Source organism: Streptomyces sp. JLYT201, assembly GCF_059448825.1.
The window spans coordinates 5919458-5933836 of the sequence record NZ_CM182551.1; the positions used below are offsets into that span (position 1 = coordinate 5919458).

Sequence of the window (14379 nt, forward strand, 5' to 3'; positions counted from 1 at the left end):
CCCTACGAGTGAGGGTTCTTCGGCGGTCCGTACGCATTGGCTACCGTCGGTGCGCATGTCGCGCTTCTCCGTAGTCGTGCCCGTCCATCGCGTCCAGGGCTATCTCAGGGAGTGCCTTGACTCGGTGCTCGACCAGTCCTTCGGCGACCTCGAACTGATCGTCGTCGACGACGCCTCCCCCGACGGCTGCGCGGACATCGCCGCCGCCTACGCGCGCCGCGACCCGCGCGCGCACCTCGTCCGGCTGCCCGAGAGCCGGGGCCCGGGCCCCGCCCGCGACGCCGGGGCCGCCCGCGCCACCGGCGCCTACCTCCTCTTCCTCGACGGCGACGACCTGCTCCTGCCCGGCGCGCTCGGCGCCGTCGACGCCGCGCTCTCCGGGGCGGGCGACCCGGACGTCCTGCTGTTCGGACACGACAGGATCAACTGGTGGGGCGACGTGCGCGCCGGACGCGACGACCTGACCGGCGACCCGCTCGCCGTGACACCGGCCGCCTGGAACCGCGTCGTACGGCGGGAGTTCCGGACCGGGCAGCGCCTGGCGTTCTCCGCGGGCCCCTACGAGGACGTGGTGCCCGCGCACCGGGCGACCCTCCAGGCCGGGGACCGCGTCGCCGCGCTCGACCGGGTGTGCGTGCGCTGGCGGGAGCGGCGCGTCGGCGGCTTCGCCAACGCCCCGGGCGAGCGGCACCTCACCGTGATCGAGCGCTACGAGGAGCTGTTCACCGGCACCTACGACGCCCCGGACGCCGTCGCCCGGCTCTACCCGCACGCCGTACGCCATCTGCTCGCCGTCCTCGGCGACCCCGGGCGCGTCGCCCCGCGCGACCGGCCGGAGTTCTTCCGCCGCGCGGCCCCGCTGCTCGGCGCGCACCGCCCGCCGGGCCACGAACCCGCGTCGGCCGAGGAGCGCGCCCTGGCCGACGGCTCGCACCGCGCCTACGAACGCCTGGAGCGGACCGCGAGCCGGGGCGCCGCCCTGCGCGCCCAGCTCGCCCGGCGCAAGAAGCAGCTCGCCGCCCGCGTCAAGCGCACCGCCTACCGCGCCGAACTCCGCACCGCCCGCCTCGACCCGGAACTCGCCGTCTACGGGGCGTACTGGAACCGCGGCGTCGCCTGCAACCCGGCCGCCATTCACGCCAAGGCCCGCGAACTCGCCCCGCACGTCAGGGGCGTCTTCGTCGTCTCGTACCACCACCGGCACCGGGTGCCGCCCGGCGTCGACCACGTGTTCGCGGGCTCGCTCGGCTACTGGCGGGCCATGGCCCGCGCCACGTACCTGATCAACAACTCCAGCTTCCCCGGCGGCTTCACCAAGCGTCCGGGCCAGGTCTACCTCCAGACCCACCACGGCACGCCCCTGAAGAAGATGGGCATGGACCAGCGGCGCTACCCCGCGAGCACGCACAACCTCAGCTTCCAGCGCCTCATGGACCACGTCGACCAGTGGGACTACAGCCTCTCCGCCAACCCGCACTCCACCGAGACCTGGGAGCGCGTCTACCCGTCCGCGTCCTACCGCGCCCTGGAGCTCGGCTACCCGCGCAACGACGTGTACTTCACGGCGACGGACGACGACGTGCGCCGCGTCCGCAAGGAACTCGGCGTCGACGACGGCCGCACGGTCCTCCTGTACGCGCCCACGCACCGCGACTACCAGAAGGGCTTCCTGCCCCGCCTCGACCTGGAGCGCCTCGCCGCCGCGCTCGGCCCCGCGTACGTGGTCCTGGTGCGCGCCCACTACTTCTACGGCGCCGACGCGGGCCTGGCCGCGCACCCCGGCCTGATCGACGTGACCGGCCACCCGCGCGTGGAGGACCTCTGCCTGGCCGCCGACGCCCTGGTGACGGACTACTCCTCGCTGATGTTCGACTACGCCTGCCTGGACCGCCCGATCGTCACCTACGCCCCGGACTGGCAGGCCTACCGGCTCGCCCGCGGCACGTACTTCGACCTCCTGTCGGGCCAGGAGGGCGAGACCCCGGGCGCGGTGGCCACCACGGAGGACGACCTCATCGCCCTGTTCCGCGACAACGCCTGGGACACCCCCGACACCACCCGCCTGCGGTCCGCCTTCCGGGCCCGCTTCTGCCCGTACGACGACGGGGGAGCGGCGGAGCGGGTGGTGAGGCATCTCTTCTTGGGCGAGGCGTAGGCGCCCGCTTTTAGGGGCGCGGGGAACTGCGCGAGCAACCCAGACGAACCGGCACCCGCTCAACACTCCTGACGCCGCAGCACCAACCGCGCAGCCACAACAACCAGCACAACCCACACAAGCAGCACCCCACCCCCGGCCAGGGGTGTCAGGTCGCCCGCGTCCTGATGGGTCTGCATCAGCCGAAGCCCGGCCCGATCCGGCAGCAGCCGAGCGAGCGGCCGCAGCCGCGGAGCCGTGGCCATGACCCCGGAGACGACGAACAGCAGCGGAAGGAGGATCCCCAGCGCGGTCATGGAGCGCCGCACCATGAACGTGAGGGCACCGGCGAGGACGGCGAGCAGCCCGGCGTAGGCCCCCGCGCCGGCCGCGGCGCGCAAGCCCTCCCCGCTCAAGGGCAGCCCCGCGCCGAGCGCCGCGCTCCCCGAGCCCAGCGCGAGCGCCCCGGTGGCGAGCCCCCAGGCGAGGCCCGTGAGGCCGAGCACGGCGAGCTTCGCGGCGAGCAGCAGCCCCCGGCGGGGCACCGCCGCGAGGGTGGTGCGGATCATCCCGGTGCCGTACTCGTTGCCGACGGCGAGCACCGCGAGGATCACCAGCGGCACCTGGCCGAACTGCAAGCCGGTGAACGGCAGCCCGACCGGGTCGAGTTCGCGCTGCCGCCCGGCGTCCGCGGCCCGGTACTCGGGGCCGATCAGGGCGCAGAACAGCAGGCCCACGGCGACGGTCAGGGCGCTGCCGAGCGCGAGCAGGGTCCAGGTGGAGCGCACGGAGCGGAGCTTGATCCACTCGGCGGCGAGCAGGTCACGCATGCAGCGCCGCCTCCTTCCGGGAGTCGTCGGACTTGCTGGTCACGCCCGTGGCGGCGGCCGCCGGGGCGGTCGCGCGGTACTCGGCGGCACGTTCGGTCAGGCGCAGATACGCCTCCTCCAACGACGGCCGCACGGGCGTGAGTTCGTGCACGCTCAAGCCGTGCGCGGCGGCGACGTCCCCGATGCGGGCACCGGTCAGGCCGGTCACGGTCGCGGTGTCCGGCGCGTCGTCGTAGGCCACCTGCGCGCCCTCGGAGCGCAGGGCGGGCGCGAGCGCGTCGAGCCGCGGCGACACGAGGCGGACGGCGGCCGGGCCCGCCGTCAGGAGCGAGGCCATGTCCCCGTCGGCGAGGACCCGGCCCCGGCCGATCACCAGGACGTGGTCGGCGGTGACCGCCATCTCGTGCATGAGGTGGCTGGAGACCAGGACCGTGCGGCCCTCGTCGGCGAGGGCGCGCAGCAGCTTGCGCAGCCACTGGATGCCCTCGGGGTCCAGGCCGTTCATGGGCTCGTCGAGCAGCAGCACCTCGGGGTCGCCGAGCAGCGCCACCGCGATGCCGAGCCGCTGCCGCATGCCCAGCGAGAAGCCGCGCACGGGCCTGCGCGCGGCCGTCGCGAGGCCCACCAGACCGAGGACCTCGTCCACCCGCGCCAGCGGGATGCGGTGCGTGCGCGCCAGCCAGGCGAGGTGCGCGCGGGGGCTGCGCGCCGGGTGGCAGGCCGACGCGTCGAGCAGCGCGCCCACCGTGTGCAGCGGGTCGCGCAGCCGCGCGTAGGGCACGCCGCGCACCAGGGCGCTGCCCGCGTCGGGGGTGCCGAGGCCGAGGACCATCCGCAGCGTGGTGCTCTTGCCCGCGCCGTTGGGCCCGAGGAACGCGGTGACGCTCCCGGGCGCGGCCGTGAACGACAGGCCGTCCAGGACGCGGCGGCCGCCGTAGGACTTGACCAGGTCGCGGACCTCGATCACGCGGCGGCCTCCAGGGTCAGGGTGCGGTCCACCAGGCCCGCGACCGAGGTGTCGGAGTGCGAGACCACGACCAGCGTGCGGCCCTCGGACCGCCACCGGGCGAGGTCGTCGCGCACGGCGGACACGGCGGCCGTGTCCAGGCCGTTGAACGGCTCGTCGAGCAGCAGGAGCCGGGGCGCGTGCGCGGTCGCGCAGACGTAGCCGAGCTTCTTGCGCTGGCCCAGGGAGAGTTCGCCGACGAGCACGTCGAACCGCTCGCCGAGGCCGAGGGCCGCAGCGCGCTCGCGCAACCCGCCCGCGGGTACGCCCCACACCCCCGCCGTGAACCCCAGCTGCTCGGCCGCGGTGAGGTGTTCGTACAGCGGCGGCGGCTCCTGCACATGGCCGCGCAGGGCCCGCACCGCCGGGTCGCCGGGCGCCCGGCCGTCGACGGCGACGCGGCCCGCGTCGGGTGCGGTGAGCCCGGCGATGACCCGCAGGAGCGTGCTCTTGCCGCTGCCGTTCGGCCCGGCGACGCGGACGGACTCGCCCGGGGCGACGCGGGCGCTCAGGCCGCTGAGGACGTCCGCCGGGCCCCGGCGGACGACGAGGTCGTCGATGACTATCACTGGAGCGCTCCGGCTTTCTGCTGACGGGCGGGCGGTGCGGCGGCCGCGGCGGGCGCCGCCTTGGGGTCGGGCAGGTCGCGGGCCGCGACGGCGCGCAGCGCGGCCCAGGCGCCCGCGAGCGAGAGCGCGAGCAGCGCGCCGTGCGCGAGGCGGGCCGCGGTGCCGTCGGCGAGGGCCCGGCAGAGGCCCGCGCCCGCCGTGACCGGCACGGTCAGCAGGGCCACGAACACGCCCTCGGTGACGTCCGCCGCCGGTGCCCGCGTCACCCGGCCGTCGGCGAAGGTCTCCGCGCGCGGCACGCAGAAGTAGGTGAGGACCGTGGCGCAGCCCGCGCCGCAGGCCACGGCGGCGAGCGCCAGCAGGGTCTGGGCCCAGGCGGCCGCGCCGCGCACCCCGCACAGCGCGGCCGCGCCCAGGGCGAACGGGCCGATCGCCGCGCCGACCGCCGCGGTCGCCGCCCACGCCTTCGCCGCCACCCAGACGCCCGTGGGGCGCGGCGACTGGCGCAGCGCGTCCCAGCTCTCCCGGTCCGCCTCGATGCCGCAGACCTGCACGACCTCGCTCGTCGTGAGCAGCGCGGCCGCCACGAACAGGGCGCCGACGGCCGCGGGGGGCAGCTGCCACACCGGCTGACCGTTCGTCACCACGACGGCCGCGCAGGCCGCGCCGGCGAACACGCCGAACCGCTGGAGCCGCAGCAGACCGCCGACGGTCTCCGGGTGCCCGCGAAGGAGCCGCAGCCGGGTCACGCGCCACACCGCGCGGTACGGGGACGCGGGCCAGGCCCCCGTGGAGCCGGTGGCCGCGCGGGCGGCCGGGCCCGCGGCCGCGTCGCGGCGGACGGTGGCCCGCACCCGCAGCACGGCGAAGGCGGCCAGGAGCAGCGTGAGCACGGCGTACCCGGCGACGGCGGCGCCGAGGGCGTCCGGCTCGTGCAGGTCCGTCCACAGCTGGGGACGCGAGGCCGTCACGGCGTCCCCGAGCAGCCGGGCCACGTCCTGTTCGGAGGGCCCGGAGCCGCCGCCGACCGCGCGGACGAACGGCGCCGCCACGGCGCCGGCCAGGCCGCCGCCCACCAGGGCGACGGCCAGGCGCGGCAGCTGCGGCACGCGCACCACGCGCACCATGAGCGCCGTCACCAGGGCCACGCGCAGCGCGACGCCACTGACCGCGGCGCCCACCGCGTGCACCGCGAGGACCGGCAGGGCGGCGCGCCCCGCGGCCCCGGCCGCGAGCCACGGCACGGCGATCGCGGCCGCGGCGACGAGCAGCCCCGCCGCGATACCGGCCGCGGGCACGACGAGCCGGGCGGTCACCACCTGGGCGCGGGACACCGGCAGCGGGTCCAGCACGCTCGCGTCGGGCGGGCTGACCAGGGCGCGGGCCTTCGCCGGTTCCGCGCTGAAGAGCTGGAAGAGGAACCACAGGGCCACGGGTGTCCAGGTCCACGTGGCCAGGTCCGTCCGCAGGTCCGGTCCCGGCGGCGCCAGGACGCCGAGGGTGCGGCCGAGCACGACCAGGGTGCCGAGCAGCGCGGCCGCGCCCGCGCAGACGACGACGCGCGCCGCCGCCCGGCGGCGCCGCGCCGAAGGGCCCGTACCGGCGAGGAGGTTGAGCCGCCGCCGGGTGTCGGCGAGCCACAGGGCGCACACGGTGCGCGGCCAGGCGCCGGGGCGGGCCGTCATGCCGCCTCACCGGCGCGGGCCCCGCCGAACCGCTCGGCGGGGCAGAGCACGGTGGCGGGCACGATCAGCGCCACGAAGACCGCGGCGAGCAGCTTGGGCGCCGTAGCGGACGGCAGATACAGACCGAGGATGCCGAGCGGGGCCCACCACAGCACCCCGCCGACGATCATCAGGACGCTGCCCCAGCGCGCCACGGCGACGAGCAGGCCGACGGCGATCAGCACGACGCCGCTGAGCAGCCAGACGACGCTGAGCAGCTGGAGGACGTCGACGACGTCGTCCGGGTCGCCGCTCAGATCGGCCGAGCTCTCGACGGCCCGCCGCGTCGCGTCGGACGTGGCCCGGAACGCGGCGAAGTACGCCACCGCGCACACCCCGGCGGCCGCCGCGAGCACCCCGCCCGCGATCCGCACCCCGGGCCGGGCGATGCCGTCCATGACCACGGTCCAGCAGCGCAGCGCGAACCGCAGGAGGCGGGGGTTTCCCAGGGTGGCGTGGAAGAGGCGGTGCAGCATGGTTCTCCGGGGCGGTGGGACGTCAGGAGGGGAGCAGCCCGAGCGCGGTGGCGTAGGCGGCGGTGACCGCGGCGGCGACGGCCGCGGCGCGCGGCGGGGCGGCACCGGCGGCGCGGCCCGCGAGCAGCAGCGCGCAGGGCAGCAGGGGCAGCCAGGCGTCGAGGTGCGTCACCGTGGGTACGGCCCGCGAGACGTCGTGGCCGAGCGCGAGGCCCGCCACGGTCCAGACGGTGAGCTTGGCGAGGACGAAGGCGACCCAGCCGAGCGTGAACGCCCGCCGCAGCCGGGTGAAGTCGTCGCTCCCGTCCGCGGGGCGCGGGGCGCCGGGCAGCGGCAGGTGGCGCGTGGCGACCGCGCCGAGCGCGCCCACGAGGACGCCGAGCAGGCCGAGCGTCAGGACGTTGGCGAGCAGGCTGGTGCACCAGGCGATGCTGGTGCCGATGCCGATGGCGCCCTCGGACGCGCTGTCGACGCGCTCCACGACCTGGTCGTGGATCTCGCCCCACAGCGGCACGCTGAACCCGGCCGTGGCGACGACGAGCGCGCTCACGCCGAGGGCGTGGCCGCGCCGGGTCAGCAGGCGCCGTCCGAAGGAGCCGCGCGCGGGCGGGGGCGCGGGCGCCGCGCCGGGGGCGTCGTCCTCGAAGGCGGGCAGCCCTGCCACGCCGTTCGCCCTGGTGATGCCGGTCGTCCCGGTAGTGCCGCTCATGCTCCCCATCCCGATCGTGCCGCCCGTCTCAAAAGGTCTCACTGGCACCGCATGCCCCATCGCCCGCGCCCTCACAGGCCGTGGCAGCCCCGCCCGCCGTGGCAGCCGGAGCCCCGTCGCCCGCGGCCGCTCCGCCCGCCGGGGGAGGCCCGGCCGTCGCGAAACCCTCGGGCATCACAAAAGCCTCGGCCAGGGCGGAAGCCCCGGTCGTCGCGGGCGCCCCCGCCCTCATGTGCTCACCCATGTCTCCACCGCCGCGGCCAGGGTCAGGCCCGCCAGGGACACGCCCCACAGCAGGCACGCGTCCTGGAAGCCGAAGCGGTCCCGGGTGCCGCGCTCCGGCGCGGGCCGCCGCCCGAGTCCGGCGCGCGCCCACGTCACGAGCGGCACGAGTCCGGCCGCCGCGGCGAGCGCGAGGCAGGCCAGTTCGAGGGGCATGTGCGGCAGCAGATGGCGTACGACGCCCTGCGTGCCTAGGACCGCGCTGCCCTGGCCCCAGTAGTAGCCCGCGAGCGTCCCGGTCAGGAGGGTGAGCGGGATCGTCATCACGCCGAGCGTGGCGACGCCGAGGAAGAGGGCCGCCGAGACGCCGACGTTGCGCGCGAGGATCTCCGCGAACAGGCCCCAGTCGGCCTGCTTGGGGGCCCGGCTCACCCCGGTCGGGTCCGCGGGCGCGAACCACCAGCCCGCGCCGAACGCGGCGAGCCACAGCAGGGCGCCGCTGACCACGGCGGGCCACTGCCGCCGCAGGAGTCCCGCCGCCGCGGGCTGCCGGCCGCCGCCGGCCGTGGGCCGGGCGATCGGCCCGGTCGTCGTGTCCATCTGTCCCCGCGCCTTCGCGTCCTGGTGTCGCCGGTCGGTCCCGCCGGGACCCCGCGCGTGCGGGGTCCCGGCCGGATGCGCTGCCTCGGGACTTAGGCGATGACGGCCTTCTTGCCGCCCTTCTTGATGGCCTGCTTGACGCCCCAGATGATCACGGAGCCGACGGCCAGGCCGCCGGAGACCAGACCGATCGCCGAGGCGACGTCCATGCCGGTCATGATCGACTGGTAGACGAGGGACGCGGAGTCCTTGCTCATGTTGAGCACGTTCTTCAGGAAGAACGGGGTGGCCGTGGCGGCCACCATGAAGGCGCCGAAGACGGTGGCGGTGACGGCGGCGGTGGTCAGGGGACGGCGGGTGGCCGAGCGGTTCATGTCGCGTGTTCCTTCGGATCGATTCATTACGATCGGACGCGTGCCCGCCCCGATTGGCGCGGGGCGGGCACGTCCGTTGACGGGCCCGGCGAGAGCGCCGGACCCGGTAACGATCTTGTGGGGGAAGCGGAGCACGCCCTACTGCCTGTTGACGGGGCCGTTCGGCAGTTACTGATGCGTAGAGGTATTAAATGCGGACATAAGCCCAGGAGTTGACGGAGCTCTCATCTGAGCGCATCGCCGCACGTCAACGCGGCACCGCTGGGGTAGGTTGAAGCCCGACCACATATTGACGACTTCTTGACTAATGGATCGCTCGGGGGAGCCATGCTGAACGTGACGGTCGCGCACCACCACCCGTTGATCCGCAGGGGGCTCGCGCAGTCCCTCGCGGACGGCGGGGAATTCACGGTCACCTCATACGGAGACGTCGACGGGGTGCTCGCGTGGGTGCGGGCCCAGCCGGACTCGGTCGTCCTGGCGTCGCGGATCCTGCCCGGCATCGACCGGCTGCTGGACGCGGTCCGGGGCGGCGAACTGCCCCGCGTCCCCGTCGCGCTGCTCGGCGAGGCCGCCGTCACCCGTCCCACCGTCGTCGGCGTGCCGCCCGGCGTCTCCGGCTACCTCCCGGAGGACGCCGACGTCCGCGCCCTCGCGCACGCCGTGCACACCCTCGCCTCCGGGGCCGCCGTGCTGCCCGCCGCGTGGATCCACCGCGCCGGCGCCACCACCGCCCGGGCCGAGTCGCGCGATGCGCACAGCGGGGCGCCGCTGTCGCTGCGCGAGCGGGAGGTCCTCGCCCTGGTGGGCGAGGGCCTGACGAACCAGCAGATCGGCCGGCGCCTCGGCCTGAGCGCCGGGACCGTCAAGTCCTACATCAGCGCCGTGTACGCCAAGTGCGGCGTGGACAACCGCGTCCAGGCCGCACTCTTCGCCCACGGCATCGAGGTCTCGGCGGCCTAGGCCCCCGCGGCCCGCTCATAGGGCGACGCCACCGGGAAGTAGGCCGCCAGGAACGCCCGCAGGGCGAGGGCCGACTCCTCGTCCGACACGTCGCCGCCGGGCGTCTCGCCGATGCAGAACGCGGTCTTGGCGCGGGACTGGAGCAACTGCCCGAGCCGGGCGTGGTCGGCGCGCTCGGCGATGTCCACGAAGTCGTACGCGAGGGAGCCGGGCACGGCCCGGCCCGTCAGGTACGCGTAGTGCTGGAACAGCGACGAGACGACGGAGTGGTCGCCCGCGCCCCGGAAGGGGTTGCGGGCGGTCGCCGCCAGCTCGTCGCCGTACCGCTCGGCCAGCTCCGCGAGGACGTCGCGCCGCAGCGCGTACGGCACGTGCAGCAGGCAGTGCGTCGCGGTGCGGCCGAAGTCGCGGCGCAGCAGCGCCCGGTTGTTCTTCGCCGCGGCCAGATAGCCCTCGTCGGCGGCGGACACCGGCAGGTCGGGCACGGACACCGACGACCAGAAGAACCGGGCAAGACCCGACGGCAGGAAGAACGTGTCCGGGGCCGTGGGGCGGCCCAGGAACATGTCGTCGTTGAAGTACAGGAAGTGCTCCGACAGGCCGTCGATCCGGTGCAGCTGGGTCTCGATGGCGTGCGAGTTGAACGTCGGCAGACAGCCGTCCGGATCCGCGAACAGGTCGCGGTGGTCCACCACCGTCAGACCCGGGTGGTCCTCGTCCAGCCACGCCGGGACCTGGCCCGCCGTGACGAGGTACACGTGCCGCACCCAGGGCGCGTACATCGCGAGGGACCGCAGGGAGTAACGCAGTTCGTCCCGGTTGCGGAAGCGGACCGCGCCGGTGTCGGCCGACGCGCCGTCGTCCCCGTCGCCCAGGGCGGCGGCGCGGGCCGCGCGCCAGGCCGGGTCGGTGTCGTCGACCCAGGTGTAGACGGCGTCGACGGGGAAGTCGACGTCCTTCATGAGCAGCCGCGCGAAGACGTCGAGGCTGGGGTACTCCCGCGCGCCCACCCGCAGCCGCGCCGTGGGGGTCAGGGACGGCAGCTCCGCCCCGGCGAGCGTGCTCCCGAACGGCGCCCGCCACACCCGCCCGCTCCCCTCCGGCTCGCCGGTGCGCGTCCAGAACGCCACCGTGCACGCCTGCTGCACGCCGTGGCGCAGCGAGAGCGTCGTCGTGGTGACCGGCTTGAAGACCTTGATCCCCGCCATCTCGCCGACGCTGTCGAGGCGTTCGGCGAGCACCACGCCGGGCGCGGCGTCGCGCGGCGCCACGAGCTCGGCGTACACGGCCCGGCCGTGCAGCGCCTCCGTGAGCGCCTTCAGGGCGGCGTCGCGGTGGTCGTCGGCGACGGCCAGGGTGTGCGCGGTCGAGCCGCCGTTCGTCCGCACCAGGACGTACGGCACGTCCCGCGCGTCGAGGGCGCTCGCGGTCAGGTCCAGGTTCCAGGCGGCCATGTCGGCGGTGCGGACGTCGTCGCGCCGCTCGGCGAGCCGCCCCACCGAGCGGATCAGACCGTCGTCGGCCGCCAGGATCTCCTCCTCGCGGGCCCGCTCGTCGGCGGGCGCGGGCGCGTCGAGGGTGTGCGGCGCCGTCGGCCGGAAGCCCGGGCCGCCGGACGCGACGCCGAGCGCCACCCGGTCCGCGCGCTCCGCGAGCCGCTCGGGCCGGTCGCGGCCCGCGACGAGCCGCGCGTACAGCTCCTCCCACAGCGCGGTCACGCGCTCGGACGAGAAGCGGGCGTACACGCCCTCGCGGGCGGCCCGCGCGTACCCGAGCCGGGTGGCGTCGTCCGACATCAGCTCGGCCATGGCGGCGGCAAGCCGCTCGATCTCGCCGGGCGGCACGAGAAGGCCGTCCACGCGGTGCCGCACGATCTCGGCAGGCCCCGTCATGACGTCGTACGCCACCACCGGCACGCCCGCCGCGAGGGCTTCGAGGAGGACCAGCGGGAACGCCTCGTTGTGGCCCGCCGTCATCAGGGTCAGACCCGCCTTGGCCCACTCGGCGGCCATGTCCTGGCAGGGGCCGAGGAGTTCGACCCGGTCCTGGAGGCCGAAGGCGTCCACAAGACGGCGCAGGCTCGCCTCGCGATGGCCGCCGCCGAAGATCCGCAGGGTCCAGTCCGGGTGCGCCTCCGCGATCTGCGCGAAGGCGCGGACCGCGTGGTCGACCCGCTTCTCGCCGGTGAGCCGCGCGGCCATCACGATGACCTTGCTGCCGCCGTCGGCGCGCGGCCTGAAGCCGTCCGGGACCGCGTTGGGGATCACCGCGAGCTCCGGCGCCGTCGCGCCGAGGGACTCCGCGATCCACTCCCGGGTCCGCTCCGTCAGCGTCACCAGGGCGTCCAGGCGCGGCGCGAAGAGCAGCAGCGGCTCGCCGGACGGGCCGCGGCGCTGCGTCGGCCGGTGCTCCTGGTGCACGGTCACCACGCGTCCGGGCACGAGCCGCACGGCCGCGGCGAGCAGCGCGGGCGTCGTGGTGACCAGGACGTCCGCGTCAAGATCGGTCAGCGCCGCCGTCAGCTCCACGTCCGCGAGCCGGTCGAACGCCGACTCCCAGGAGCGCGCGATCAGTTCGCTGGGCAGCGCGGCGAGCTCCCGGCAGGCGGCCTCGTCGAGCCGCGAGCCGCGCACCGGCCGCTCGGGCGTCACCGTGCGGTCCACCAGATAGCGCACGGCCAGGCCCCGCGCCTCGGGGAAGAACGGCTCGGCCCGGGTGCGGAAGACCGAGAGGACCTCCACGTCGTGCCGCTCGGCCAGGTGCAGCGCCTGGGTGTACGTGGCGAGTTCGGTGCCGCCCATCTCGTCTCCCCAGCCGAGGAGGTACGTGATCTTCATGAGGTCTCCTTCTGCTCCAGGCCCCGCCCCAGGTCCAGACAGGTCACGGCGAACGCGCCGGACGCGGTGACGTGCGGATGGGCCCGCACCAGACCGCCGCCCTCCAGCGCGACGAGCCGGAAGGGCGTGGGGAACGCCGACGGCAGATCCCGTACGTCGGTCAGCCAGCGCCCCAGCGGCAGTTCGCCCACGCGGAAGTCCCACACCCACTGGCCGGGCCCCGCCCCGGCCATCGCCGCCAGCGGCAAGGCGAAGCGGAACCGGTCGCCCTCCCACTCGGGCCGCACCGGCACGGCCAGGCCGTCCCGCCGCCGCACCGCGCTGGCCCGCTGCGCCCCGCGCGCCGCGACCATCCGGCCGTGCACCGTGATGCCGTCCCCGCGCGGCTCGAACCGCACCAGCTCCGCGCGCGGCCGCGACCGCGTGACCTGCACCGCCGCCCGCCCGCCCCGGCAGCGCACGAGCCGCAGGAGCGTGCCGGTGCGCGGGTGCGGGGCGTGCGGGAGCGTCGGCCCCGGCGGCCCCGGCGCGTCGGCGAGGGCGAGCCCCTGACGGCGTACGCGGCCGTCGGCGCCGGTCGTCTCCACCGTCAGCCGCCACACGCCCTCACCCAGGACGGGCCCGGCGCCGCTCGCGTCCCCGGCGGCGTCCCGCAGGCTGACGGTGGCCGTGAGCAGCGCCGCGTCCGCTTCGAGCGCGAGCGGTACGCGGAAGCGGCGGGGGCCGCGGCTGATCAGGAGCCGCGCGGCGGCCGGGGGCGGGGCCGGGGCGGGCAGGGCGAGGTTGAGCGTGCGGCTGTCCCGCAGGGACAGGTGAACGGGCCCGAGCAGCTCACCGCCGCCGTGCGGCTGCCGTCCCGCGGTGGCCCGCTCGACGCGGAACCGGGCCCTGCGGGCGGCCTGCCGGGCCCTGCGGGCCAATCCCCTGGCCGGAAAATTCTGCATCGCCCCACTTTGCCCGCTCTGTGCCTGGAGCGCCGGGAGCGCCGCGCGGCGGTCACCCCGCCCCCGGGCCCGGGCGGCACCCGGCAGTGGTCAGCGCCTGCGGCCCGGCAGGAGCGCCGCCAGGCCCCGGCCGCGCGGGCGGCGGGTGCGGCGGGGTCCGGCCTCGTCCTTGCGGGGCGGCGCGACGGAGGCGTGCCGGGACCGGGGGTGGGCCGGGGTGCGGGCCTTGCGGCCGCTGATGCGGATCATCGGGTGCCCGGCCACCTCCTCCGCCCCGTGCCACATGTCGTCCCGCCCCTTCAGGAGCCGCCCCAGCTCCCCGTGCACGGCCTCGTACCGCCCCCACGTCCCGTAGAACTTCGTCGCCGTGATGCACAGCGGCTTCAGCCCCGTCGTGGCGACGGCCCCCCACGTGGCGGCGGCCACGCCGGGACAGTGCTCGGCCCGGAAGTCGTCGAGGACGACGATCCCGTCCGGCGTGAGCAGCTCGCGCGCCGCCGCGATGTCGGCGTGCACGTGCTCGTACAGGTGCGAGGCGTCGATGTGGACGAAGCGGCAGCTCCCCCCGGGCACGTGCGTGGCGATGCCGGCCGAGGGGGCCTGCACGACCTGGGGCAGCTCGTCGTGGAAGGAGCGGTAGTTGGCCTCGAAGGCGCGCCGGGTCAGCGTCGCGTACGAGCGGCCCATCTCCTTGGAGTTCGCGTCGTCGGGCGCGGGCGAGTCGAACAGGTCGCAGACCGTGAAGGTCTCGTCGGGCCGCAGATAGGACCCCATGAAGATCGCGCTCTTGCCCAGATAGGCACCGAGTTCGAGCAGGTCGCCCGGTTCGCCGAGGTCCAGCTGACGGCTGAGGAACCAGTCGAAGAGCACTTGGTCGGCCGGGTGGAACCAGCCCTTCACATCGGAGAAGGCGGTGGGCAGGGGAAGGTCGTCCGTCTCCTCGGCGGACGCGGGCGCGGACGTGGGCACTGAAGCGGAGGCTTCGGGCATC

13 protein-coding genes are annotated in these 14379 nt (G+C 75.8%); 2 read left to right on the plus strand and 11 right to left on the minus strand.

The genetic code is table 11. From position 1 onward, the window contains the following. Positions 1-55: 55 nt before the first annotated feature. Positions 56-2155 (plus strand): bifunctional glycosyltransferase/CDP-glycerol:glycerophosphate glycerophosphotransferase, encoded by a 2100-nt coding sequence (locus AC5WAM_RS24770; protein ID WP_495518839.1) that lies wholly within the window; start codon positions 56-58, stop codon positions 2153-2155. A gap of 59 nt (positions 2156-2214) precedes the next feature. On the opposite strand, the gene AC5WAM_RS24775 is transcribed toward AC5WAM_RS24770, so the two are convergent. From AC5WAM_RS24775 to AC5WAM_RS24810, 8 genes are all read right to left on the minus strand, one after another. Further along, positions 2215-2964, minus strand: a complete 750-nt coding sequence (locus AC5WAM_RS24775) for an ABC transporter permease (RefSeq protein ID WP_495518840.1) — start codon at positions 2962-2964, stop codon at positions 2215-2217. Beyond that, on the minus strand, positions 2957-3931 hold the full coding sequence (locus AC5WAM_RS24780; RefSeq protein WP_495518841.1) for an ATP-binding cassette domain-containing protein: 975 nt from the start codon (positions 3929-3931) through the stop codon (positions 2957-2959). The genes AC5WAM_RS24775 and AC5WAM_RS24780 overlap by 8 nt, the downstream gene beginning before the upstream one ends. Then, entirely contained in the window at positions 3928-4539 is a 612-nt protein-coding gene (locus tag AC5WAM_RS24785; RefSeq protein ID WP_366795436.1) for an ATP-binding cassette domain-containing protein, read from the minus strand. The genes AC5WAM_RS24780 and AC5WAM_RS24785 overlap by 4 nt, the downstream gene beginning before the upstream one ends. Next, positions 4536-6224 carry a hypothetical protein gene (locus AC5WAM_RS24790; RefSeq protein ID WP_495518842.1) on the minus strand — a complete coding sequence of 563 codons (1689 nt, stop codon included), beginning with the start codon at positions 6222-6224 and terminating at the stop codon, positions 4536-4538. Before AC5WAM_RS24790 ends, AC5WAM_RS24785 begins: the two co-directional genes overlap by 4 nt. Then, positions 6221-6739: a hypothetical protein gene (locus tag AC5WAM_RS24795; RefSeq protein WP_366795434.1), complete on the minus strand. Its 519-nt coding sequence runs from the start codon at positions 6737-6739 to the stop codon at positions 6221-6223. The genes AC5WAM_RS24790 and AC5WAM_RS24795 overlap by 4 nt, the downstream gene beginning before the upstream one ends. Before the next feature lie 22 nt (positions 6740-6761). Continuing rightward, entirely contained in the window at positions 6762-7448 is a 687-nt protein-coding gene (locus AC5WAM_RS24800; RefSeq protein WP_495518843.1) for a hypothetical protein, read from the minus strand. A gap of 228 nt (positions 7449-7676) precedes the next feature. Further along, positions 7677-8270: a stage II sporulation protein M gene (locus AC5WAM_RS24805; protein ID WP_495518844.1), complete on the minus strand. Its 594-nt coding sequence runs from the start codon at positions 8268-8270 to the stop codon at positions 7677-7679. Between the two features lie 92 nt (positions 8271-8362). Then, on the minus strand, positions 8363-8644 hold the full coding sequence (locus AC5WAM_RS24810; RefSeq protein ID WP_172387494.1) for a hypothetical protein: 282 nt from the start codon (positions 8642-8644) through the stop codon (positions 8363-8365). Positions 8645-8971: 327 nt separating this feature from the next. On the opposite strand from AC5WAM_RS24810, the gene AC5WAM_RS24815 reads away from it, so the two are divergent. Further along, a complete protein-coding gene (locus AC5WAM_RS24815; protein WP_366795431.1) occupies positions 8972-9607 on the plus strand; it encodes a response regulator transcription factor in 636 nt (211 codons plus the stop codon). Here the strand turns inward: AC5WAM_RS24815 and AC5WAM_RS24820 are convergent. From AC5WAM_RS24820 to AC5WAM_RS24830, 3 genes are all read right to left on the minus strand, one after another. After that, entirely contained in the window at positions 9604-12444 is a 2841-nt protein-coding gene (locus tag AC5WAM_RS24820; protein WP_495518845.1) for a stealth conserved region 3 domain-containing protein, read from the minus strand. The genes AC5WAM_RS24815 and AC5WAM_RS24820 overlap by 4 nt on opposite strands. Next, the gene (locus tag AC5WAM_RS24825; protein ID WP_366795429.1) at positions 12441-13388 is read right to left on the minus strand and encodes a hypothetical protein; all 948 of its coding nucleotides are present in this window, start codon (positions 13386-13388) and stop codon (positions 12441-12443) included. The genes AC5WAM_RS24820 and AC5WAM_RS24825 overlap by 4 nt, the downstream gene beginning before the upstream one ends. 90 nt (positions 13389-13478) lie before the next feature. Then, positions 13479-14378: a class I SAM-dependent methyltransferase gene (locus AC5WAM_RS24830; RefSeq protein ID WP_366795428.1), complete on the minus strand. Its 900-nt coding sequence runs from the start codon at positions 14376-14378 to the stop codon at positions 13479-13481. Position 14379 lies beyond the last annotated feature (1 nt).

What these genes read in the sequence shown, in the direction of transcription:
- AC5WAM_RS24810 (WP_172387494.1), bottom strand. Translation starts at nt 8,644, where the DNA reads ATGAACCGCTCGGCCACCCGCCGTCCCCTGACCACCGCCGCCGTCACC.
- AC5WAM_RS24790 (WP_495518842.1), bottom strand. Translation starts at nt 6,224, where the DNA reads ATGACGGCCCGCCCCGGCGCCTGGCCGCGCACCGTGTGCGCCCTGTGG.
- AC5WAM_RS24805 (WP_495518844.1), bottom strand. Translation starts at nt 8,270, where the DNA reads ATGGACACGACGACCGGGCCGATCGCCCGGCCCACGGCCGGCGGCGGC.
- AC5WAM_RS24825 (WP_366795429.1), bottom strand. Translation starts at nt 13,388, where the DNA reads ATGCAGAATTTTCCGGCCAGGGGATTGGCCCGCAGGGCCCGGCAGGCC.
- AC5WAM_RS24800 (WP_495518843.1), bottom strand. Translation starts at nt 7,448, where the DNA reads ATGAGCGGCACTACCGGGACGACCGGCATCACCAGGGCGAACGGCGTG.
- AC5WAM_RS24815 (WP_366795431.1), top strand. Translation starts at nt 8,972, where the DNA reads ATGCTGAACGTGACGGTCGCGCACCACCACCCGTTGATCCGCAGGGGG.
- AC5WAM_RS24795 (WP_366795434.1), bottom strand. Translation starts at nt 6,739, where the DNA reads ATGCTGCACCGCCTCTTCCACGCCACCCTGGGAAACCCCCGCCTCCTG.
- AC5WAM_RS24820 (WP_495518845.1), bottom strand. Translation starts at nt 12,444, where the DNA reads ATGAAGATCACGTACCTCCTCGGCTGGGGAGACGAGATGGGCGGCACC.
- AC5WAM_RS24770 (WP_495518839.1), top strand. Translation starts at nt 56, where the DNA reads ATGTCGCGCTTCTCCGTAGTCGTGCCCGTCCATCGCGTCCAGGGCTAT.
- AC5WAM_RS24830 (WP_366795428.1), bottom strand. Translation starts at nt 14,378, where the DNA reads ATGCCCGAAGCCTCCGCTTCAGTGCCCACGTCCGCGCCCGCGTCCGCC.
- AC5WAM_RS24775 (WP_495518840.1), bottom strand. Translation starts at nt 2,964, where the DNA reads ATGCGTGACCTGCTCGCCGCCGAGTGGATCAAGCTCCGCTCCGTGCGC.